The organism is Massilia sp. WG5 (assembly GCF_001412595.2).
Lineage (GTDB): Bacteria > Pseudomonadota > Gammaproteobacteria > Burkholderiales > Burkholderiaceae_D > Telluria.
The window spans coordinates 1,605,285-1,626,630 of sequence record NZ_CP012640.2; the positions used below are offsets into that span (position 1 = coordinate 1,605,285).

19 protein-coding genes are annotated in these 21,346 nt (G+C 69.1%); 11 read left to right on the forward strand and 8 right to left on the reverse strand.

Annotated features, from left to right (window positions below; genetic code table 11):
* The first annotated feature begins 72 nt into the window (after positions 1-72).
* The 8 genes from AM586_RS07015 (at position 73) to AM586_RS07050 (ending at position 9,145) form a co-directional block, all read left to right on the forward strand.
* Entirely contained in the window at positions 73-774 is a 702-nt protein-coding gene (locus AM586_RS07015; protein ID WP_047826248.1) for a pirin family protein, read from the forward strand.
* Between the two features lie 171 nt (positions 775-945).
* A complete protein-coding gene (locus AM586_RS07020; protein ID WP_047826249.1) occupies positions 946-1,329 on the forward strand; it encodes a response regulator transcription factor in 384 nt (127 codons plus the stop codon).
* A complete protein-coding gene (locus AM586_RS07025) occupies positions 1,326-2,399 on the forward strand; it encodes a HEAT repeat domain-containing protein (RefSeq protein WP_047826250.1) in 1,074 nt (357 codons plus the stop codon). The genes AM586_RS07020 and AM586_RS07025 overlap by 4 nt, the downstream gene beginning before the upstream one ends.
* Positions 2,396-3,808, forward strand: coding sequence for a glycosyltransferase family 2 protein (locus AM586_RS07030; protein ID WP_047826251.1), 1,413 nt, complete (start codon positions 2,396-2,398; stop codon positions 3,806-3,808). The genes AM586_RS07025 and AM586_RS07030 overlap by 4 nt, the downstream gene beginning before the upstream one ends.
* A gap of 2 nt (positions 3,809-3,810) precedes the next feature.
* The gene (locus AM586_RS07035) at positions 3,811-5,535 is read left to right on the forward strand and encodes a hypothetical protein (protein WP_047826252.1); all 1,725 of its coding nucleotides are present in this window, start codon (positions 3,811-3,813) and stop codon (positions 5,533-5,535) included.
* A gap of 115 nt (positions 5,536-5,650) precedes the next feature.
* Entirely contained in the window at positions 5,651-6,109 is a 459-nt protein-coding gene (locus AM586_RS07040; protein WP_229411268.1) for a nuclear transport factor 2 family protein, read from the forward strand.
* A gap of 8 nt (positions 6,110-6,117) precedes the next feature.
* Positions 6,118-6,768, forward strand: coding sequence for a methylamine utilization protein (locus AM586_RS07045; protein WP_109370443.1), 651 nt, complete (start codon positions 6,118-6,120; stop codon positions 6,766-6,768).
* A gap of 19 nt (positions 6,769-6,787) precedes the next feature.
* Positions 6,788-9,145 (forward strand): bifunctional diguanylate cyclase/phosphodiesterase, encoded by a 2,358-nt coding sequence (locus tag AM586_RS07050; protein WP_047826253.1) that lies wholly within the window; start codon positions 6,788-6,790, stop codon positions 9,143-9,145.
* Here AM586_RS07050 and AM586_RS07055 read toward each other — a convergent pair.
* From AM586_RS07055 to AM586_RS07065, 3 genes are all read right to left on the reverse strand, one after another.
* Entirely contained in the window at positions 9,103-9,828 is a 726-nt protein-coding gene (locus tag AM586_RS07055; protein ID WP_052234424.1) for a response regulator transcription factor, read from the reverse strand. The genes AM586_RS07050 and AM586_RS07055 overlap by 43 nt on opposite strands.
* A gap of 110 nt (positions 9,829-9,938) precedes the next feature.
* Positions 9,939-10,367 (reverse strand): hypothetical protein, encoded by a 429-nt coding sequence (locus tag AM586_RS07060; RefSeq protein WP_047826254.1) that lies wholly within the window; start codon positions 10,365-10,367, stop codon positions 9,939-9,941.
* A 188-nt stretch (positions 10,368-10,555) separates the two neighbouring features.
* Positions 10,556-12,847: an ATP-binding protein gene (locus tag AM586_RS07065; RefSeq protein WP_047826255.1), complete on the reverse strand. Its 2,292-nt coding sequence runs from the start codon at positions 12,845-12,847 to the stop codon at positions 10,556-10,558.
* 163 nt (positions 12,848-13,010) lie between these two features.
* Between AM586_RS07065 and ribA the strand changes: the two genes are divergently transcribed.
* The 3 genes from ribA to AM586_RS07080 all read left to right on the forward strand — a co-directional run bounded on the left by ribA (position 13,011) and on the right by AM586_RS07080 (position 16,259).
* Positions 13,011-13,670: a GTP cyclohydrolase II gene (gene ribA, locus AM586_RS07070; RefSeq protein ID WP_047826256.1), complete on the forward strand. Its 660-nt coding sequence runs from the start codon at positions 13,011-13,013 to the stop codon at positions 13,668-13,670.
* A 160-nt stretch (positions 13,671-13,830) separates the two neighbouring features.
* Positions 13,831-15,282 (forward strand): S1C family serine protease, encoded by a 1,452-nt coding sequence (locus AM586_RS07075; protein ID WP_052234425.1) that lies wholly within the window; start codon positions 13,831-13,833, stop codon positions 15,280-15,282.
* An 8-nt stretch (positions 15,283-15,290) separates the two neighbouring features.
* Positions 15,291-16,259: an FHA domain-containing protein gene (locus AM586_RS07080; RefSeq protein ID WP_047826257.1), complete on the forward strand. Its 969-nt coding sequence runs from the start codon at positions 15,291-15,293 to the stop codon at positions 16,257-16,259.
* Between the two features lie 64 nt (positions 16,260-16,323).
* On the opposite strand, the gene AM586_RS07085 is transcribed toward AM586_RS07080, so the two are convergent.
* The 5 genes from AM586_RS07085 to AM586_RS07105 form a co-directional block, all read right to left on the reverse strand.
* Complete coding sequence (locus AM586_RS07085; RefSeq protein WP_047826258.1) at positions 16,324-16,920, reverse strand: phasin family protein; 597 nt, start codon at positions 16,918-16,920, stop codon at positions 16,324-16,326.
* A gap of 173 nt (positions 16,921-17,093) precedes the next feature.
* Positions 17,094-18,005, reverse strand: coding sequence for an ion transporter (locus AM586_RS07090; protein ID WP_373887949.1), 912 nt, complete (start codon positions 18,003-18,005; stop codon positions 17,094-17,096).
* Positions 18,002-18,442 (reverse strand): VOC family protein, encoded by a 441-nt coding sequence (locus AM586_RS07095; RefSeq protein ID WP_047826259.1) that lies wholly within the window; start codon positions 18,440-18,442, stop codon positions 18,002-18,004. Before AM586_RS07095 ends, AM586_RS07090 begins: the two co-directional genes overlap by 4 nt.
* A complete protein-coding gene (locus tag AM586_RS07100; protein ID WP_047826260.1) occupies positions 18,432-18,986 on the reverse strand; it encodes an NADPH-dependent FMN reductase in 555 nt (184 codons plus the stop codon). The genes AM586_RS07095 and AM586_RS07100 overlap by 11 nt, the downstream gene beginning before the upstream one ends.
* A 96-nt stretch (positions 18,987-19,082) precedes the next feature.
* Entirely contained in the window at positions 19,083-21,305 is a 2,223-nt protein-coding gene (locus tag AM586_RS07105; RefSeq protein WP_156328263.1) for a hypothetical protein, read from the reverse strand.
* Between the last annotated feature and the right edge of the window lie 41 nt (positions 21,306-21,346).

Below are 21,346 nucleotides of genomic sequence, written 5' to 3' on the forward strand. Positions count from 1 at the left end.
CATCGAGACAAAACAACGGCGACGGCGAAATTCAAAACCATCGCACATTATTGATACCAAAAGGAGCCAATCATGATCGAAATGCGCAAAAGTGAAGACCGCGGCCACGCCAACCACGGCTGGCTGAATTCGCAGCACAGCTTTTCCTTCGCCGACTATTACGATCCGCGCCACGTCGGCTTCGGCCCGCTGCGGGTGATCAACGAAGACCGCGTGGCGCCCGGCGCCGGCTTCGGCACCCACGGCCACCGCGACATGGAGATCATTTCCTACGTGCTGGACGGTGCGCTGGAGCACAAGGACAGCATGGGCACCGGCTCGGTCCTGCACTACGGCGACGTGCAGCGCATGAGCGCCGGCAGCGGCGTGCGGCACAGCGAGTTCAACGGCTCGAAGACGGAACCGGTGCACTTCCTGCAGATCTGGATCCAGCCGAATGCGCAGGGCATTCCTCCGAGCTACGAGGAGAAGCACTTCGCGGCCGAGGAAAAACAGGGCAAGCTGCGCCTGATCGCCTCCGGCGATGGCCGCGAGGGCTCGGTGCTGATCCACCAGGACGCCTCGCTGTACGCCGCCATCCTGAACGGCGACGACCGGGTCGAGCACGCCCTGGGCGCCGGACGGCTCGGCTATGTGCATGTGATCCGCGGCCAGGTCAGCGTCAACGGCGTGGCATTGAAAGGCGGTGACGCCGTGAAGATCGGCGCCGAGGACACGGTGCGCATCGACGGCGCCGAAGCGGCCGAGCTGCTGCTGTTCGACCTGCCCCACTAAGCGCCGGTCCCAGGCTTGGCGGGCTGATACCGAAGTGATCAGTCTGCCAATGCTTCGCCCCGAAAGTGTGGGCCGGCAGTCACAGCGCATGCGAAAGCGCCCCGCGCCGGCGTCGCGGGGCGGCAAGCGCGGGTTAAAATGGAGCCTCAAAGCAACTATCTGCGGCCCACCATGAGCGAACAAGCTAGCGTCCTCGTCGTCGAGGATGACGTCCACATTGCCCACGTCCTGACCTTCATGCTCGAACGCCAGGGCTACCGGGTCGTCCACGTCGCCGACGGCCGCGCCGCCGTCGAGCATGTCGCCGCGAATCCGGCGCCGGACCTGGTGCTGCTCGACGTGATGCTGCCCTACGTGGACGGGTTCGAGATCGTGGGCCGGATCCGCGCCCGCGAAGGCTGGCAGGATACCCCGGTCATCATGCTCACCGCCAAGAATACCGAGCGCGACACCGTGCGCGCGCTCGACGCCGGCGCCGACGACTTCATCATCAAGCCATTCCAGCCGCAGGAACTGCTGGCGCGCCTGCGCCGCTTCCTCAAAGCGGCCGCATGATCGACAAGGGCGACCCGATCCTGGCGGCGGCCTTCTGGACCGGCATCGCCGCCCTGCTGCTGACCCTCCTGCTCGGCCTGCAGATCGTGCGCCTGCGCATCGGCCTGCGCGCCCGCGAACGCCGGCAGGCGCGCACCCTTGCGCGCTGGCGCCCGGTGCTGAACGCGGCCATCGTCGGCGAGAGCCCGGAACAGCTCCCCAGGCTGCTGTCCTCGGAACGCCTGCACTTCATCAAGCTGTGGGTGCACCTGCAATCCTCGTTGCGCGGGGAAGCCGGCGCCGCCCTGAACCGGATCGCCTGCCGCCTCGGCCTGGATACCGAAGCGCGCGCCATGCTGGGCCGGCGCGCACGCACCGAGCGCCTGCTGGCCGCGCTGATGCTGGGCCACCTCGGCGACCGCCAGGCCTGGCCCCAGCTGCTGCGCCTGGCGGGCCTGGATGACCCGACCCTGTCGCTGACGGCGCTGTGGGCCCTGGTGCGGATCGATCCGCAGGCGGCCGCCGAGTATCTGACGCCGCTGTTCATCGAACGCGAGGACTGGGCCATGTCGCACGTGGCCGGCATCCTGCAGCAGGCCGGCACGCCGGTGGCCGCGGTACTGGCGGGGATGCTGCCGCGCCTGGACGCCCAGCGCCTGCCGCGCGCCCTGCGCATTGCCGAAGCCCTGCGGGTCGACCTGCCGGCCGATGCCCTGGCCGCCGCGCTGGCGGGCGAGTCGGTCCCGGTGACGATCGCCGCCCTGCGCATCGTGAACACGCCGCTGCTGCAGGAAGCGGTGCGCACCCTGCTGCTGCATGAAGACTGGCAAGTGCGGGTGCAGGCCGCCAAGGCCCTCGGACGGATCGGCGAGCGCGCCGACACGCAGCGCCTGGTGGCCTTGCTGGCCGACCGCGAATGGTGGGTACGCTACCGCGCGGCCCAGGCCCTGGTCGAACTGCCCTGGCTGGCGCGCGCCGACCTGGACGCCCTGCGCGCCTCGATCGAAGACCGCTTCGCCGCCGACATGCTGGCCCAGGTCATGGCCGAGCAGGATGCGGCCAGCGCCGAGAACAAGGCGGAGGCCGCATGAACTGGCACCATCACCTGATCCAGTTCGTCACCTGGTTCGTCCTGGGCTACTTCGTGCTGCTGAACGGCGGCTACCTGGTCCTGAACCTGCTGTCGCTGCGCACCCTGCACCGCAAGGGCCAGGAAGAGATGCTGGACGACCTGCCGCGCGCGTATTCCGGCCTGGAGCCGCCGGTCAGCATCCTGGTGCCGGCCTATAACGAGGAAGCGACCATCGCCGCCTCGGTGCGCTCGATGCTGCAGCTGACCTATTCGGAATACGAGGTCGTGGTCGTCAACGACGGCTCCAAGGACGCCACGCTGGAGGTGCTGAAGCGCGAGTTCGGCCTGCTGCCCTTCCCGGAAGCCTACCGCCGCCAGATCCCGACAAAGGAGATCCGCGCGATCTACCGCTCGACGCGCTTTCCGAACCTGCGCGTGCTCGACAAGGTCAACGGCGGCAAGGCCGACTCGCTGAACGCCGGCATCAACGCCGCGCGCTACCCGCTGTTCTGCGGCGTCGACGCCGATTCGATCCTGCAGCGCGACAGCCTGGAGCGCGTGACCCAGCCCTTCCTGCGCGACCCGACCGTGGTCGCCACCGGCGGCACCATCCGCATCGCCAACGGCTGCGAGGTCGCCGGCGGCTTCCTGACCAGGGTCGGCCTGCCGCGCAACCCCTGGGCCCTGTTCCAGGTGGTCGAGTACCTGCGCGCCTTCCTGTTCGGGCGCCTCGGCTGGTCGGCCGTGAACGGCATGCTGATCATCTCCGGCGCTTTCGGCGTGTTCCGCAAGGATGCCGTGGTCAGCGTCGGCGGCTACCGCGCCGACACCATCGGCGAGGACATGGAACTGATCGTGCGCCTGCACCGCCTGCTGCGCGCGCGGCGCCAGCCCTACCGCATCGAATTCGTGCCCGATCCGGTCTGCTGGACCGAGGCGCCGGAAGACTTCAAGACCCTGAAGAACCAGCGCATCCGCTGGCAGCGCGGCCTGGCCGAGAGCCTGACCGCCAACTGGGGCCTGATGTTCTCGCGGAACGGCGGCGTGCCGGGCTGGCTGGCCTTCCCGTTCATGCTGCTGTTCGAATGGCTTGGTCCCGTGGTGGAGATGGGGGGCTACCTGTTCATGATCGTGTCTTTCCTCACCGGCGAGATCTCCTGGCAGGCCTTCTCGACCTTCATGTTCGTGGCGATCGGACTGGGCATCCTGCTGTCCGCCTCCGGCCTGCTGCTGGAAGAGATGTCCTTCCACATCTACCCGCGCGGCAAGCAGCTGCTGGCGCTCGGCCTGGTAGTGCTGCTCGAGAACCTCGGCTACCGCCAGCTGAACACCTGGTGGCGCCTGGTCGGCCTGTTCCGCTGGGCGATGCAGAAGGAAGCCAGCTGGGGGGCGATGACGCGCAAGGGCAGCTTCGCGGACCAGCCCTGAACATGCCGCGCCTGCGCCCGCTCCTGCTTCTCTCCGTCTTCGTGATGAGCGCTCCCGCCCACGCTGCCTGGCTGCACCTGTGCCCGCAGGCCGGGGCGCCGTCCCGGCCGCCGTTCGCCGACACGATCGCCGAGGACGGCGCCCGCCTGCGCTGGCTCGTCGACGAACAGCCCGAACGCGCCGGCTGCACCGGCATCGCCCTGCCGCCCGGCGCCAGGATCGAAACCCTGTTCCCGCTGGCGCCGCAGGAAGAGATCGAACGCACCGTCCTGCTGCACGGCCGCGTGCGCGACGGCCGTTTCGCCGTCAGCGAGCACCTGCTGCCTTCTTCCCGCCCGGGCACGCCGAAACCCGGCCCGATGCCATTGCGCGCCAACCTGCTGCCTCACATGCAGGCGCGCGCCTATGGCGTCGAGGAGCGGGTCCGGGTCAGCCTCGACAAAGGCCGGCTGACGGTGGAGTGCGATGCCGGCGCCCGTCCGGCCGGCGTGCTGCTCAGCGGCCCATGGTTCCTGCCGCGCGCGCGCCTGCGCCTGGCGGCCGCGTATGCGGGCGACGCCGGCTTCTCGCTGGCGGCGTCCGACGCCGCGCGCGCCGCGCGCGAAAGCCCGCTGGCGCTGGGCGCGCTTCCGGCCCGCGCATCTGCCCGCCCGGCGGCGCAGGCGGCGGCCGACGCCGAGCCGCTGCGCCTCACGCTGCCCGAGGCCCTGGACCGCCCCGGCTGGCGCAACTTCGTCCTGCAATGCCCGGCGCAGGCGGCCGGCATCACGCTGCAGCGCCTGGTCCTCGAACCCGATCCGGCGCCCGCGCTGCGCCCGCCCGCGCGCGCGACCTGGGTATGGAAGGCGGCCGACTGGCGCGAGCACGGCGCCGGCCTGCTGGACTGGGCCGCGGCGCACGGCGTGCGCGAACTCTTCATCACCGTGCCCTTCAAGAACGAGGCGGTGCAGGAACCGGCGCGCCTGGCGGCTTTTGTGCGCAGCGCCGGCGCGCGCGGCATCCGCGTGCTGAGCGTGGACGGCGACCCGCACATGGTGCTGCCCGAGAGCCTCCCCGCGCTGTCGCGCCTGGTCCGCGCCTACGTCGCCTACAATGCCGCGGCCGAGCCAGGCGCCCGCCTGGCCGGCCTGCAGTTCGACGTCGAACCCTACCTGCTGCAGGAATACGGTGCCGGCCAGGTCGACTGGGACGGCCGCTACCTGGCGATGGCGCGCACCCTGCGCCAGGCCGCCGGCAGCCTGCGCCTCGAGTTCGTACTGCCGTTCTGGTGGGACGGCAAGACCGCCCTGCTGGATGGCCTGGCGCCGCTGGCCGATGCGCTGGTGGTGATGGATTACCGCACCGACCCGGCCGAGGTGAGCGAATTCGCCATCCCCTTCCTCGACTGGGGCGCGCGCCACGGCAAGCAGGTGCGCATCGCACTGGAAGCCGGCCCGGTCGCAGCCGAAACCCAGCGCCGCTACGTGCGCGCCGAGACCGGCGACACGGCCGGCCTGCTGCGCCTGCGGATCAAGGGCCAGCAGGTGCTGGCGCTGCTGCGCGAACCGGTGGCCAACACGCCCGGCATCGAGGCATTCCACCTGCAGTCGACCCGCGAGATCGACGGCAGCGCCACCACCTTCCATCGCGACAAGGCGGCGCTCCTGCGCGTCCTGCCCGGCCTGGAAGCCGACTTCGGCGCCTGGGACGGCGCGTTCGCCGGCATGGCCCTGCACGAGCTGCGCTGAGCGGGACCGGACAGGAAAACAACGCTGGCTTTTGTTCATGGATCGCCATTTTCTTTCCGTGTATTATTAATTTCCGACGATAAATATATAAACTGCATTTCGCCAAGGAGACGGCATGAAGATCCGTAAGCTCAAGCAAAGCTGTGCAACGATGGCCCTGGTGGCCCTGGCCTGCCTGCCGGTCGCGAACGCGGTCGCCGGACCGCTCGACGACGCCAAGGCGCGCGCCCACCTGGATGCGGTCGCCGCGGGCGACCTGGAAGCGCTGATGAAGGACTATGCCGACGACGCCTACCTGGAATGGGTCGGCGGGCCGCTCGACGGCCGCTACCGCGGCAAGGAACAGATCCGCGCCGTCTGGACCAAGTTCATCGCCGCGAACGCCGGCAAGCCGCGCCCCGCCAACTTCGGCAAGGCGCTGTCCTTCGCCAATCCGAAAGGCGCCTCGGTGCAGCAGCGCGCCGACTACGGCGGCCAGGTCCCGGTCAAGGTCTGGCATGCGCTGACCTACCGCGACGGCGACCTCACCACCGAAGTCTGGCAGATCGCCCCTGCCCTGCAGCTCGACCAGTAAGGTTTCCGATGTCGATGCGCTCCCCCTGGCTGGTCGTGCTGGCGCTGCCGATGCTCGTGAACGCGGCCGGCGCCGCCACCCTGGAAGCGCTGGTCCGGACCCCGGCCGGCCAGCCGCTGGCCGACGCCGCCGTGGTGCTGGAGCCGCTTGCGCCCGCGCCGGCGGCGAAGAGCCATCCCAACGCCGTCATCGAGCAGCGCGGCACCGAGTTCGCGCCCTATGTGACGGTGGTGCAGACCGGCACCGCGGTCGACTTCCCGAACAAGGACACGGTGCGCCACCACGTCTACTCCTTCTCCCAGCCCAAGCGCTTCGAGATCAAGCTGTACGCCGGCAAGCCGGGGCAGCCGATCACCTTCGACAAGCCGGGCGAGGTTGTCATCGGCTGCAATATCCACGACTGGATGGAAGCGTATGTGCTGGTGGTGGAGACCCCGTATTTCGGCAAGACCGGCCCGGATGGCCAGGTCCGCATCGCCAACCTGCCGGCCGGCCGCTACCGGCTGCAGCTCTGGCATCCGCTGCAGAAGGCGCGCGCCGCCGCCAGCGAGATCGAGCTCGGCGCGAACGGCGCGGGCGCGGCGAAGCTGAACCTGGTGCTGGACGCGAGGAAGCGCGAGCCCAGGCCGCATACCGAGGTCGACCAGGACCGTTATTAGAACAAGGGAAGCTTTTGCCATGGTTTTGACTTCGCTCCAGCGTCGCATCGTCCTCGTGTTCGTGGGCCTGCTGGTGCTGGTCATGGCCCTGGTGCTGGCCCTGGTGCACGACGGCAGCGCGCGCATCGTCGGCAGCGAAGGCCGCAACGAACTGGCGGTCGGCGCCAAGGTTTTCCAGCGCCTGCTCGAACAGAACCAGCGCCAGCTCGAGACGGCGGCCGGCGTGCTGTCCGCCGACTTCGCCTTCCGCGAGGCGATCGCGACCCAGGACCAGCCCACCATGCGCTCGGTGATCCGCAACCACGGCCAGCGCATCCACGCCCAGGTCATGATGGTGGCCGGGATCGACGGCGCCCTGATCGCCAGCTCCCAGCGCCAGACCGCGCCAGGGGACGCCTTTCCCTTCCCCGACCTGCTGCTCGACGCCGAAACGAACGGGCGCAGCGCGGGCTTCCGCCAGATGCGCAACGGCCAGCTCTACCAGGTGGTGCTGGTGCCGATCATGGCGCCGCGCCGCATCGCCTGGGTGGCGATGGCCTTCCAGGTCGACGACGGCTGGGCGCGCGACATGGCCGAGATCACCGGCCTGGCCGTGCACGTGGTGCGTTTCGGCGCGCGCGGCCCGGTGCTGCTGGCCTCGTCATTCGACGCCCAGCGCCGCGGCGCGCTGCTGCTTGCCAGCCTGCCGGCGGCCGGCGAACAGGCGCTGCAGGACGTGCGGGGCGAGGCTTACCGCACCATGCGCCTGCCGCTGGACGGCGCCATGCAGGCCGTGCTGCAGCTGCCGGTGGCGCTGGTGGAAGCGCCGTTCAACAATCTGCAGCTACGCCTGCTGGTGGTGATCGCCGTCGCCGTGCTGCTGTTCGCACTCGGCAGCGTGACGCTGGCGCGGCGCATCGTCCGGCCGCTCGAGCAGCTGTCGAAGGCGGCGCACCGCATCGCCCAGGGCGACTACGGCCAGGCCTTGCCGTCCCTGCCGCAGGACGAGATCGGCCAGCTCGCCACCAGCTTCGCCCATATGCGCGACGGCATCGCCAGCCGCGAGGAACGCATCGTGCGGCTGGCCTACGTGGATGGCCTGACCGACCTACCGAACCGCACCCGCTTCCTCGAGACCTTCGCCGGCCAGCCGGCCGCCGGCGCGCGCGCGGTGGCGGTGCTGAACATCGACCGCTTCGCCATGATCAACAATGCGCTCGGCTACCAGGTCGGCGACCGCCTGCTGCGCGAAGTCGGCGCGCGCCTGTCGCGCCTGGAGCGGGCGCCGCTGATGGTGGCGCGCCTGTGGGGCGCCCGCTTTGCCTTCCTGCTCGAGATCGACGGCGAGGATTGCGCGCGCGCCTTCGCCGATGCGGTGCTGGCCCAGCTGCGCGACCCGATCACGCTGGACGGCCAGCGCCTCGACATCGGCGGCAGCATCGGCATCGCCCTGTATCCGCAGGACGGGCTCGACGCCGGCACCCTGCTGCGGCGCGCCGAACTGGCGCTGGCGGCGGCCAAGCGGCGCCGTTCCGGCCTGGCCTTCGCCCACGAGGCGGGCGCGGAGCCGGCGCCGGAGCAGCTGTCCCTGATCGGCGACATGCGCGCCGCGATGGCGAACGGCGAATTCCTGCTGGCCTACCAGCCCAAGCTGGACCTGAAAAGCGGACGCATCACCGCCGCCGAAGCGCTGCTGCGCTGGCGCCGTCCGGGGAGCGCGGGCATGGTCCCGCCGGGCAGCTTCATTCCCTTCGCCGAACAGACCGGCTTCATCCGCGAAATCACGCCCTGGGTGCTGGACGCCGCGATCCGCCAGCTGGCGCAATGGCATACGGCCGGCCTGGACATCGCCGTCTCGGCCAACCTGTCGACCCTCGACCTGCTCGATCCGGAACTGCCCAGGCGCGTCAAGGCCCTGCTCGAATTCCATGGCGTGCCGGCCGGCCGCCTGTGCCTGGAGATCACCGAGAGCGCCCTGATGGACGAGCCGGCGCTGGCGCTGGCGCACCTGAACGCGCTGGCGGCGCTCGGGGTGAAGCTGTCGATCGACGACTATGGCGTCGGCCAGGCCTCGCTGGCCTACCTGAAAAGCCTGCCGGTGAACGAACTGAAGCTGGACCGCAGCTTCGTCACCGCGATCGGCAGCTCGACGCGCAATGCCGCGATCGTCCAGTCCACCATCATGCTGAGCCACGCGCTCGGCCTGTCGGTGGTGGCCGAGGGGGTCGAAACGGCGGAGGAGCTGGACTGGCTGCGCGCCCACGGCTGCGACGTGGCCCAGGGCTATCGCATCGCGAAACCCATCATGGCCGCCGAGCTGCCGGACTGGGTCGCCGCCCGGCGCTTCGATGAGGACTACGCAAAGATCGAGGTACGGCTGGCCGGCCTTTCCAGGTAAGCCTGGCCGAAGCGCGCCGACCACAGGGCGCTGCAGGTCGAGCGGCAATCCTCGACCAGGCGTTCGCTGTCCGCATACCGGACCATGTCGTGCAGCGTGGCCGCCTGCAGCTTGTCCATCACGCTGCGCTTGAAGGCGCCGATGGTTTCCGTGCTCATCTGCAGCAGGTGGGCGCTCTCGATGGCCGTCATCCCGCATACCGCCATCGCAAAGACCTGGAATTCGCGCTTGCTGAACGTGTCGTGCGGCTTGTTGCGGATATCGTATTTGCGCAGGCCGGTCGCGAATTCGGCCGCCAGCGCCGTGCTCAGGTAGACCTGGCCGCCGGCGACGCGCCTGACCGCGGTGCGGAATTCGTCGGGGCTGGCGCTTTTCATGAGGTAGCCCTTGACGCCCTTGCGCATCGCGCCGACGCCGAAGGTCAGCTCGTCGAGGGCGGTGAACACCAGGATATCCGACCATGGGGACAGTTCGCGCAGCTGCCTGACGAGGCTGGTGCCGCTGCCGCCCGCCATCTTCGGTTCGAGGATGATGAGCTCGTAGTAGCGGGCGCACAGCCTGGTGATCAATTCCATGCGGCTGGCGGCTTCATCGATCTCGAGGGCCTGCGGGTGCCGCGCGAGCAGCGAGCGCATGCCGAGCCGCGCGACACCGCTTTCTTCGACTATCAGGGTACGGATCATCGCTCCTCCAGGCCGACTGCACGCAGAATGAAAGCGATTATATATTTGAAAATTTGCTCTGGATCAGTACTGAAAAAAAATCCCTGCGCCGGGGCCGCCCCCGGACACGGTCAGCGTGCGGCCAACGTCGACCTGATCGTGATCCGCTCCGCTACACGCGAGCTCGGCACATAGCTCATGGTCATGTCGTCGCCGAAGTCGCCCTGGTTGAACTGCATCTCCACATTGCCGTCGGCGGTGACGAATCTGTCGGGCGCCACGGCGATCAGGCGCATCGGACGCTGGTCGTCGATCCGCGCGACGATGCCCTTCGAGGCGGACTTCACGTCGAGGCGCCAGCCGTTCGACATCGCGTAGGCACCCTTGATCGAATCGGTGTCGGAAGGCGCGACGAAAATGGCTTTCGGCGGCGCCGTCACGAACACGGTCGATCCTGAAGTGCTGTCGGTGAGGGGGTAGTCGTGCGACTGGGACTGGGCGACCGCATGGGAGGCCGTCAGCAGCAGCGAGACGGGAATGGCGATGAACAAGGCACGCATGATAGTTCTCCATCAGGAAGATCGGGGCAAGTACGGGCTTCAGGTACTCGCTTCAGTCTAGGGCCGTGCCCGCCTGTTACAAGGGAATTGGGGCATGCATCACGAAACGGTCTCGATTTGGCGAAAGCCAGATCGAACCGAAATGACTCGCGCCCCGGCCCCCTGCCCTGATTTTCGTATCGGAACAGCTAGGACGCGATCGCCGGCAGGTCGACGAAGAAGCTGGTGCCCTTCCCTTCCGCCGTTTCGAAGCCGATCCGGCCGCCATGCTCCTCGACGATGGTCTTGCAGATGCTGAGGCCAAGGCCGGTGCCGCCCTTCTGGCGCGAGTCGGCGCCGTCGGCCTGGGCGAAGCGCTGGAACACGCGGCCGCGGAAGGCTTCCGGGATGCCGGCGCCATGGTCGATCACGGCGATCCGCAGCGTGCCGCCGTGCGCGTCCAGGCGGGTCAGCACCTCGCTGCCCGGCCCGGAAAACTTGATGGCGTTCGACAGCAGGTTGGTCATCACCTGGGCCAGGCGGTCGCGGTCGACGTCGGCGCGCAGGCCGTCCGCATCCGCATCCGCCTCGAAGGCAAGCTTCACCCCGGCCTGGGCCGCGAAGCTGTCCATCGCCGCGACCGCGCCCCGCGCGATCGGGCCGAGCGCTTGCGGCACGCGGTGGTAGGCCATCTGCCCGGCTTCCATCTTCTGGATGTCGAGCACGTCGCCGATCAGGCGCACCAGGCGCTCGGTGCTGGCGCTGGCGACGCCGACCAGGCCCCGCGCATCCTGCGGCAGCTCGCCGGCCATGCCGTCCGCGAGCAGCGACAGCGAAGCGCTGATCGCGGTCAGCGGGGTGCGCAGTTCGTGCGAGACGGTGGAGACGAACTCGTTCTTCAGGCGCTCGACTTCCTTGCGTTCCGAGACGTCGTGCAGGAACACGCTGAAGAACACGCCATCGCCGGTGCCGACCAGGCCGACCGTCATCTCGGCCGTGATCTCGACCCCGTCGCACCGCACCAGCGCGCGTTCGACGCGCCGTCCCAGCAGGTCGAGCCGGCCGGTCTCGCGGAAGTGCCGCAGCGCCTGCAGCGCGCTCTCGCGGAATCGCTCCGGGATGATCAGCCCGATCAGCATCCGGTCCACGGCTTCTTCCCGGCGCCAGCCGAACATCGCCCGGGCCGCCGAATTCCAGTCGGTGATGCGGCCCTCCAGGTCGACGCTGATGAAGGCGTCCTGGGCGGTCTCGATGATGTTGACGATGCGCTGCTGGCTGGCGCGCACCGTGTTCAGGGCCCGCTCCAGCTCCAGCGTGCGCTGCTCGACCCGCAGCTCCAGGGTGGCGTTCAGGTCTTCGAGTTCGAGGCGCCGCTTGAGCAGGTCGGTCACCAGCACGTCCAGCGTGCCGGACAGGGCTTCGACTTCCTCGTAGTCGGCGCGGCCGGGCGCGATGGCGACCGTGTCGCCGGCCCGGATGCGGCGCGCCGAGTCCGCCAGTTCGCCCAGCGGGCGGGTGATGCGGCGCGCGACCAGGATGCCGGCCAGCGAGCACAGGGCCGCCAGCAGCACGCCGGCGCCCAGGCCGTAGTCGCGCAGCCGGCGCACCGGGGCGTAGGCGTCGTCGACCTTCTGGCGCACCAGCACGGTCCAGCCCAGGCCCGGATACTCGGCGTAGCCGCGGCCGCGCGCGAAGCCGACCAGGTAGGAGGCGCCGTCCGGCCACCGCTCGACCTGGAAGCCGCCTTCCTTCTGCGCCTGGGCTGCCTTCAGGCTGGCCAGCGACAGCTGGCTGCCCTGCCAGCCCGGCGGGCCGAGCAGGACAGTGCCCTTGGCGTCGACGATCAGGGCCTCGACCTGGCGCCGCGCCTCGATCGGCGCGATCACGGAGCGTTCGACGTCGCGCGCCCACTGCCAGGACAGGTGCACGCCCAACACCCCCTGGGGGTGGCCGGCCTCGTCCGGGACCGGGAAGGCGACGTCGACGAAGCGCCACGGCTCGTCCTGCTGCGGCAGCAGCTTGGACAGCAGCTTGGCCTCGTGCACGTCACCGGCGTAGCGGCCGTGCAGGGCGTCCTGGAACCAGGGCCGTTTCGAAATGTCGGCGCCCTCCAGCATGCCCCTGGCCGAGACCTGCACCTTGCCGTCCAGGCCGGCGATGCCGATCCAGCTGTAGTAACCGTAGCTGTCCTGCAGCTGGGTCAGGGTCTCGCGGCGGCGCGCCAGCGTGGCCGTCTCGGGACGCAGGCCGCGGCGCTGGGCGATCAGGCGCACCTCGCGATAGCGTTCGTACATGCCGTGCTCGAGCTTGTCGGAAGTCTGCAGCGCCAGTTCGGCCAGGCCGTAGCCGATGCTGGACTTGACCTGTTCGGTATTCCGGACCTCGATCACGGTGACGAGCAGCACCGAGAGCACGATGGACAGCAGGGTGAAGGCCAGCGCCAGCCAGGCGCCCAGGCGGCGCGGCAGCAGTGTGCGGGGAAAGGATCGGGAGGACGGCATCGGAATCGGGAAGGAAAAAGCCGCCGCCAGCGTAGCACACGATGATGCCGTGCGGATACAAATCGGCCGGCGGATCGGCCGCTGCCGCACGGCGATGTCGGATTTCCGGTAAACTGCCGGTTTACCTGCAGGTATCAACGCTTTTCGATTCAGGAATCCCGTCATGCAAGACAACGCCGCAGTTTCGCCCGCCAGCGCGTCCAATCTCGTCGACTACGTCACCTCGTGCACCCTGCCGACGCCGTGGGCGCAGTTCACGCTGCACGCTTTCGTCGAGCACGCGACCGGGAAAGAGCATCTTGCGATGGCGCTGGGCGACCTGTCCACCGGCGAACCGCCACTGATGCGCATCCACTCGGAGTGCCTGACCGGCGACGTGATGTTCTCGCAGCGCTGCGACTGCGGCGCCCAGCTCGAGGGCGCGCTGAAGAAGATCGCCGCCGAAGGCCGCGGCATCCTGCTCTACCTGCGCCAGGAAGGCCGCGGGATCGGCCTGGTGAACAAGATCCGCGCCTACCGCCTGCAGGAAGCCGGCGCCGACACGGTCGAGGCCAACCTGCAGCTGGGCTTCCACGCCGACGCCCGCAACTACGAACTGGTGCAGCCGATGCTGCGGCACTTCGGCATCGAATCCGTGCGCCTGATGACCAACAATCCGCGCAAGATCGACGCCCTGACCAAGCTGGGCTTCAAAGTGGCCGAGCGCGTGCCGCTGCTGGTCAACCGCAATGCCTTCAACAACGGCTACCTGAACACCAAGCAGGCCAAGCTGGGGCACATGATGACGCCGGCGGCGGAAGCGGTGCTGGACGGCGAACTGTAAACCGTCGTCCCCGCGGAGGCGGGGACCCGAGCTTGTTCGCGTTTCGGTAACGCACGCAGAACCTGGATCCCCGCCTGCGCGGGGACGACGGGTTAAGGCGCGGGGACGACGTAGTAATCTTCAGGCGCATCCATTCTGATTTCTCTGGCAATATGCCCGGATGCGACTGTCCCCGCGCGCCATCCTGATGTGTCTCGCCTGCGCCCTGGCCGCCATCCGCGGCGGTGCGGCGCCGCTTGCGCCGAAGAGTGTTACTTCAGCACAAGGTTCCGGTAGCAAAACAGCACCCCAGCCGCCGCTGGTGATTCCCCCCGCCACCCCGCCGGCCACCACGCCGCCGGCGCCCGGTCCCGGCGAGACCGACGAGACCACGGCCCTGCCGACACCCTCGACCGCCGCCCAGGACCTGTACTCGGCCGCCAAGGCTGACCTGCTGCAGATCCGCATGCTGCTGAAGAACGGCCGCAGCCAGTCCACGGTCGGCTCGGGCTTCCTGGTTGGCGCCAGCAACCTGGTACTGACCAATTACCACGTGGTGTCGCAGATGGCGCTCGACCCGGACGTCTACACCGGCGAGTACGTCGACACCGACGGCAAGACCGGCCCGGTGGAACTGCTGGCGGTGGACGTCCTGCACGACCTGGCCGTGGTGCGCGTGAACCGCAAGGGCACCGGCTTCTTCCAGGTGCCCGAGCATCCGGTCAGGCTGACCCAGGGCCAGTACCTGTATTCGCTCGGCAACCCTCTCGATCTCGGCTTCGCGATCTCGGAAGGCGCCTACAACGGCATCGTCACACGCAGCTTCTACGACCAGCTGATCTTCACCGGCCCGATCAACTCCGGCATGAGCGGCGGGCCGAGCGTGACGGTGTCGGGCACCGTGGCCGGCGTGAACGTCTCGAAGCGCCGCGACGGCGAATCGGTCAGCTTCCTGGTGCCGGTACGCTACGCCCAGGAACTGCTGCGCAGGGTCGCCGCCCAGCCGCACCCGCCGAAGAACTTCAATCCGCTGATCGCCCAGCAGCTGCTGGCCCACCAGCGCGAGATGATCGACCGCCTGCTGGCCGAGCCGCTGTCGATCAAGACCATGGGCCCCTACCACGTGCCGGTGCGGGAATCGCAGCAGTTGCGCTGCTGGGGCCGCTCCAACTTCCGCCTCGAAGCCGAGTACACCGGCGATTCGGTCAGCTGCGCGATGGAAGTCGCGGTCTATGTGTCGGACACCCAGCAGACCGGGCATGTGTCGATGTCGCACCTTTACCTGCGTTCGGCGGTCATGCATCCGCTGCAGTTCTCGGCGCTGGCCAGCGACCGCTTCCGGGTCGACCGCATCGGCCCCTCGCGCGATACCCGCCTGACCCGCCCGGCCTGCACCGAGCAGTTCGTGCACACCGCCAGCCTGTCGCTGCGCGCCGTCACCTGCGTGCGCGCCTACCGCAAGTTCGCGGGCCTGTACAACTTCACCCTGCTCACCGCCAGCACCGACGACGGCCGCGCCAGCCTGCAGAGCCGCCTCGACCTGGCCGGGGTCTCCTTCGAGAACGGGATGCGCGCCACCCGGGCCTTCCTGTCGGCGCTCGGACGGAGCCGGCCGCGCGGACCGGGAAAGTGAGCCCGGCCATGAGCGGACCCTGGTTCATCGAGACCCTGGCGCGCAACGGCGACGTGCTGCAGCGCCGCCGCGTCGACGCCCTGCCGATCCGCCTGGGGCGCGGCTACGACAACGACTTCATCATCGACGATGACTACGTGGCGGCCAGCCACGCGCGGATCGAGCTGGACCCCGCCGGACGCCTGGTGCTGCGCGACCTCGGCAGCCGGAACGGCCTGAACCATCGCGGCAAGCGGCTGCAGGAAGTGGTCCTGTCCGGCGATACCGTGGTGCGCATCGGCCATACCTCGCTGCGCGTGCGCGCGGCCAGCTTTCCGGTGGCGCCGGAACTCGAGGACCGCACCTTCCACCGCTGGGAAGGCGCGCTGCCGGGCGCCGCCGGCATCGTGCTGGCGGGCGGCGCCGGCCTGTTCGCGCGCTGGCTCAGCGACACCCAGTACTTCGAATTCGTGCGCTACTTCGAGGCGCTGGCGTGGAGCGCCGGCGCGGCCCTGCTGTGGGGCGGCGTGTGGGCCTTCGCCAACCGTTTGTTCGGACGCCACGCGCGCCTGGGCCGCCACCTGTTCGTGTTCGGCTGCGGCGTGGTCGCGCTGACGCTGACGGCGCTGCTGGCCGCCACCCTCGCCTATGCCTTTTCGGCGGAGTTCTTCACCCACTACGCCTCGCACGCGGCGACGCTGCTGGTGGCCGGCATGATCTATTTCCACCTCTGTACGGTCAAGCCGCAGAACCGGATCCTGTACCGCTGGATCGGCGCCGGCCTGGCGTTGCTGGGTTCCGGCCTGATCCTGCTGTTCAACCTGCAGCGCACCGGGCGCCTGGCGGACGAGCAGTACATGGCGGTGCTGCTGCCGCCCGAAGTGCGGGTCAGCCGCGACCACGGCATCGATGAATTCATGCGCGAGGTGGAGAACATGAAGGGGCCGCTCGACCGCAGCCGCGGCCGCAAGCCGGGCGAGGACGAACTGGAGGATTGATCGGGAACCCGAGAGCGGGACGCCCCATGCCGGCGGCGCCCCGCTCATCCCGGGTTTGCCGGGCTTAGTGGGTGGTTGCGCTGCGCTGGCCCTGGCTGCCCGCCTGCTGGCCGGCCGCCTGCGGTGCGCCGCTGCGTGAAGCCTCGCCGCTGCGCGCAGCCTCGCCGCTGCCGCCCGACTGCGGCTGGTAGGCGGCGCCGTCGCCGGTGCGGGCGAACGGGTCGGCGAACTGGCGCACGGTTTCCTGCTGGGCGCGCAGGCCGCGCTCGGTCTGCTCGGTGGCGTCGCGCGCCACTTCATCGGCCAGGGCGCGTGCGGTGCGGGTGGTGTTCTGGATGTGCTGCTCGGTCACCCGTGACAGTTCCACCTGGGCATCTGCTGCCAGGCGGGTCAGGTGCTGCTGGTAGGCGCGCAGCTTGTCGCTGGCCGGCTGGGCGCGCGAGGTGGCGGCGCTCAGCAGTTCGGTCTGGCGGTCGGCGCTCAGCACCTGCTTGCCGGCCAGCGTGGTCTCCTCGATCATGGTCTGCACCAGCTGGATGTTCAGGTCGCACATCTGCTGGAAGGAACGGAACATCGACTTCGACATGTCGTTCAGGAAGGCGGTCTGGGCGTCGACGTGGGTGCGCACTGCCGGCGCCACACTTTGCGGGAATGGATACATGCGTATGCCTCGCTTTCTAATCAATGGTTTTTGAAAAAGCCACGGCGCCGCGTGGGCGTGGCGCCGCAGGATTTGCTGCAGCGCCGCATGCCCGTGGCATGAACCTAGAAGACTAAAGGCGCGCCGGCGTACGCGTTTGAGATGTATTAAGTGTGCCGGGCTTGAAATCAGGACTACGCGTCCCGTTGACCTCGCGGCTCGGGCGCACCCAGCGCCGCGCCGCAGTCCTTGCAGAAGCGCGCGCCGGCTTCATGGCCGGTGCTGCCGCAGGCGCCGCAGCGGCGCTCGGCCCGGCTGCGCGCGGCGCCGCGCCGGCGCTCGTTGCGGTTGGCCGCGATCTCGGCCGTCACGATGCCGGTCGGCACCGCCAGGATGCCCCAGCCCAGCAGCATCATGAAGGAGGCGATCGCCTTGCCCAGGTAGGTATGCGGCGTGATGTCGCCGTAGCCGACCGTGGTCATGGTGACGGTGGCCCAGTACATCGCGACCGGGATGCTGGTGTAGCCGTTCTTCGGCCCTTCGACCACATACATGATCGTGCCGAGGATCAGGATGGCCATCAGCACCACCGACAGGAACACCATGATCTTGCGCCGGCTGGCCGACAGCGCCTCACCCAGGCGCGTGTATTCCTCGATGTAGAGCGTGAGCTTGAAGATACGGAACACCCGCAGCAGGCGCAGGATGCGGATGTCGAGCAGCAGCTCGGTGCCCGGCACCATCAAGGAAAAATAGCTCGGCAGCACCGCCAGCAGGTCGATCACGCCGTAGAAGCCGCCCGCATAGCGCCAGGGGCGCTGCACGCACACGATGCGCGCCAGGTATTCGAGCGTGAACAGCCCGGTGAACACCCACTCGGCCGTATCCAGCGCCTTGCCATACTCCTTGTGCAGCCCCGGTACGCTGTCCAGCACCACCACCAGGATGCTGAGCAGGATGGCGAACACCAGCGCGATGTCGAAACGGCGTCCGGCCGGGGTGTCGGCTTCGAAGATGATGTCGAACATGCGCCGGCGCAGCCCGGGCGGCGGCTTGCCATACGAGTCCGGGACTTGCGACACATAGGGATGGTCCTGCGGCTTCACGTCGAGGCCGGCCCCTTCAGTTCGATCATGTTCCCTTCCGGGTCGTGCAGGTAGATCGACGGCCCCTCGCCCTCGGCGCCGAAGCGCGATTCGACGGGGCCGGCCTCGACCCCGTGGGCCGCCAGGTGGGCACGGATCGCCGCCTCGTCGAAGGGCTCGACGCGGAAGCACACATGGTCGACGTTGCGCCCCTCGCGGCCCGGCGCGGCGCCGCCGATGCGGCCCAGCTTGCCGTCCACCGGCACCAGGTCCAGCATCGCGCTGCCGGCGCGCAATTGCACCAGGCCGATCTCGGCCTGCCGCCGTATCTCTTCGCAGCCCAGCACCTCGCGGTAGAAGCGCTGCACGCGCGCCAGGTCGCGCACGCGCAGCACCACATGGTCGATCTCGCGGATCGCGATCGGCCCGCGCGAACTGACGCCCTCCTCAGTCGGCATGGCGCTCGACCCAGGTGGCGAAGCATTCCATGAACTGCTGCAGGAAGCCGCTCAAGGACTCGTCGGTCAGCCTGTCGCCGTCGAACTTGTTGCCGATCCCGCCGATGTAGGCTTCGGGCGACTGCATGCAGGGCATGTTGAGGAACACCAGGCACTGGCGCACCGCGTGGTTGGCGCCGAAGCCGCCCAGCGCGCCGGGCGAATTGCTGACCACGGCGCAGGGCTTGCCGTTCCAGGCGGCCTTGCCGTAGGGACGCGAGCCGACGTCGATGGCGTTCTTCAGCACCCCCGGCAGCGAGCGGTTGTACTCGGGCGTACAGAACAGCACGCCGTCGGCCTCGCGGATGCGCTCGCGGAACTCGGTCCAGCGCGGCGGCGGCGTGTCGGTCTCGTCATCCTGGTTGTACATCGGCAGCTGGGAGATGTTGACGATCTCGAGCTCCAGCGTGGGCGGGGCGAGCAGCATCAGGTTCTTCGCCAGCTTGCGGGTAAACGATTCCTTGCGGAGACTGCCTACCAGTACTGCGATCTTCCTCGTTGCCATGGCGATCCTCTCATGTGGTCGTAATAGCCACATGATAACCGCGAAGCCGGGAAGGGGTTGCCGGCCTCGCGTGCCGCCCTGCCCTGGTTTGTTTGCTTACTGGCTCAGCGTCAGGATCGCGTTTTCGCTCTCGAGGTAGATGAGGCCGTCGTCGCCGACGGTCAGCGCGGTAACACGGTTGAGGCTGGCCGGCAGCGGGCCCGGCCTGACGCCCACGACTTCCGGGGTGCCGGCCACGATGCGCGCGGCGCCTGCCGGCGTGATCTTGCGCAGCACGTTACCGCTGGCCAGGTAGATATTGCCGCTGCGGTCGATCGCCAGCGGTCCCGCGAAAACGGCCGGATCGCTATCGGCCGGGCGCGCGTACAGCGTCGTCGAGACGCCGTCCGGGCTCATGCGCTGTACGCCATTCCCGTTCGAATACAGGATATTCCCGTCGCGGTCCGCGATCCAGTATTGGACATCGACGTTTTCCGAGCCGGGCAAGGTGACGATGGCGCCATCCGGGCCGATCCTGCGGATATAGGTAAGGGAAGGCTGCGTGACGATCGTCGGCACGCTGGCCCAGACCGTGTCGCGGAAGTAGATGTTCCCCTTCGGGTCGGCCAGGAAGGCGCCCGGGAAGGACATGCTGGCGATGTTCCGCGGGCCATCGACCAGGCCGCGGGACGTCGCCGTGGCGACGACGCCGGTCGTGTTCCCATTGCCGTCCAGGGTCCTGAGCGTCCCGCTGGACCAGGCCAGCAACTCCCTGCCGTAGGCCATGCCGGAAACGATGTAGGCGATGCGGCCGCCCTTGCCGTCCTGCTCCGGCAGGGACAGCGTGCTGACGGCGCCGCCGGCAGACATCCTGCGCACCCGGGTGCCTTCGGTCAGGGTCAGATTGCCCTGCGCATCGGCGAACATGGGGTCGACATACGAACCCGCCGCGGCAAAACGGGCGGCGCCGCCCACGCCGTCCGCGGAGCCGGAATTGCCCGGCAGGCCGGCGGCGACGCCGATCTCGCCGGCCGGCGTCACCCGGAAAATGGCCGGCTGCCGCGGGTCCGCCACGTACATGTTGCCGGCGGCGTCCTGGTTCATGGCGGCGTAGTCGCTCCACGCCGTCTCGGCGCCGGTGAAATCCGTCACCACGCCGTCCGGACTCACCCGGCGAATATTCCCCGACAGGACGTAGACGCTGCCGTCGGCGCCGACCGCCAGGCCGCCCAGGACCGGAAGGCCGGCATTCGGCTCCGCGGCATGCAGCAAACCGTCGGCGGGCTCGGGCACCGTCGCCAGGGTCGTCACCACGCCGGCCGGCGTGATCCTGCGCAGCACCCTGTCATCGTCCACGTAGATATTCCCGGCCTTGTCGAGCGCCAGCGCTCCCGGCTTGCGGAAGCGCGCGGCGGCGCCCGCGCCGTCCTGGCTGCCGGTGAGTCCGGCGCTGCCGGCCAGCGTCGTCACCGCGCCCGCCGGGCTGATCTTGCGGATCGTGGCATTCAGGCGGTCGGCCACGTACAGGGTGCCGCCGGCGTCGACGGCCATGCCGGCAATGGCCTTGAAGCCGGCCTCGATGCCGGCGCCGTCGGCCGAACCGGCCACGCTCGGATTCCCCGCCAGCAGGGTCCGCACGCCGGCGGGCGTGGTCTTGTGGATCGCGAGGTACCAGTTTTCGTAACGGTTGCCGGCGGCATCGACCGCGCCGACCACGGTCGCCCAGGTCGCGGCGGGCGGCAGTGTCGCGACATTCGCGGCCGCGCCGGGAAGCAGCACGATCTTCCTCGACTGCAGCGTCGCGGTGAAGTCCCTGTCGTTCACCCACAGCTCGCCGGAGGGGCTGACCGCGATATTGGTCGGTTCCCGGAAGCGGCCCACCGGTCCATCCATCTGGCCTTCCCCGCCGAGCGCCCCTGCGAGCAGGCTGAGCTGCCCCACCTTGACCTGCAGGATGGCCGCAGCGCTGCTCACGCTGCCGCCGCCATTGCGCACCACGACCGTGAAGCTGCTGCCGTCGTCGGCCGCCTGCGCATTGGCCAGCACATAGCTGGCGGCGGTGGCGCCGGCGATGTCGGCGCCGTTGCGCTGCCACTGGTAGCCCAGGCCGTCGCCGGTGGCGGCGACACTGAAGGTGGCGGACTGGCCCACGGCCACGGTCTGCGAGGCCGGCTGGGTTGCGATCGACGGCGCCTGGACGCTTGCAACTGGCGGCGCCGCGCTGCTTCCGCCGCCGCCACCGCAGGCGCTCAGGGCGAGCATCGTGGCGAGCATGGCGGCAAGCAGGAAGGCGCCGCTGCGGGCGCGCAGCGGCGCGCGAATGAAAAGGGGCAAGGACACGGTGACTCCGGGAATCGGCCTGGCGGCCTGAACAATCCGTC

Bases quoted from the DNA above. Each gene is read 5' to 3' on its own strand.
- AM586_RS07015 (WP_047826248.1), top strand. From the start codon at position 73: ATGATCGAAATGCGCAAAAGTGAAGACCGCGGCCACGCCAACCACGGC.
- AM586_RS07020 (WP_047826249.1), top strand. From the start codon at position 946: ATGAGCGAACAAGCTAGCGTCCTCGTCGTCGAGGATGACGTCCACATT.
- AM586_RS07025 (WP_047826250.1), top strand. From the start codon at position 1,326: ATGATCGACAAGGGCGACCCGATCCTGGCGGCGGCCTTCTGGACCGGC.
- AM586_RS07030 (WP_047826251.1), top strand. From the start codon at position 2,396: ATGAACTGGCACCATCACCTGATCCAGTTCGTCACCTGGTTCGTCCTG.
- AM586_RS07035 (WP_047826252.1), top strand. From the start codon at position 3,811: ATGCCGCGCCTGCGCCCGCTCCTGCTTCTCTCCGTCTTCGTGATGAGC.
- AM586_RS07040 (WP_229411268.1), top strand. From the start codon at position 5,651: ATGAAGATCCGTAAGCTCAAGCAAAGCTGTGCAACGATGGCCCTGGTG.
- AM586_RS07045 (WP_109370443.1), top strand. From the start codon at position 6,118: ATGTCGATGCGCTCCCCCTGGCTGGTCGTGCTGGCGCTGCCGATGCTC.
- AM586_RS07050 (WP_047826253.1), top strand. From the start codon at position 6,788: ATGGTTTTGACTTCGCTCCAGCGTCGCATCGTCCTCGTGTTCGTGGGC.
- AM586_RS07055 (WP_052234424.1), bottom strand. From the start codon at position 9,828: ATGATCCGTACCCTGATAGTCGAAGAAAGCGGTGTCGCGCGGCTCGGC.
- AM586_RS07060 (WP_047826254.1), bottom strand. From the start codon at position 10,367: ATGCGTGCCTTGTTCATCGCCATTCCCGTCTCGCTGCTGCTGACGGCC.
- AM586_RS07065 (WP_047826255.1), bottom strand. From the start codon at position 12,847: ATGCCGTCCTCCCGATCCTTTCCCCGCACACTGCTGCCGCGCCGCCTG.
- ribA (WP_047826256.1), top strand. From the start codon at position 13,011: ATGCAAGACAACGCCGCAGTTTCGCCCGCCAGCGCGTCCAATCTCGTC.
- AM586_RS07075 (WP_052234425.1), top strand. From the start codon at position 13,831: ATGCGACTGTCCCCGCGCGCCATCCTGATGTGTCTCGCCTGCGCCCTG.
- AM586_RS07080 (WP_047826257.1), top strand. From the start codon at position 15,291: ATGAGCGGACCCTGGTTCATCGAGACCCTGGCGCGCAACGGCGACGTG.
- AM586_RS07085 (WP_047826258.1), bottom strand. From the start codon at position 16,920: ATGTATCCATTCCCGCAAAGTGTGGCGCCGGCAGTGCGCACCCACGTC.
- AM586_RS07095 (WP_047826259.1), bottom strand. From the start codon at position 18,442: ATGCCGACTGAGGAGGGCGTCAGTTCGCGCGGGCCGATCGCGATCCGC.
- AM586_RS07100 (WP_047826260.1), bottom strand. From the start codon at position 18,986: ATGGCAACGAGGAAGATCGCAGTACTGGTAGGCAGTCTCCGCAAGGAA.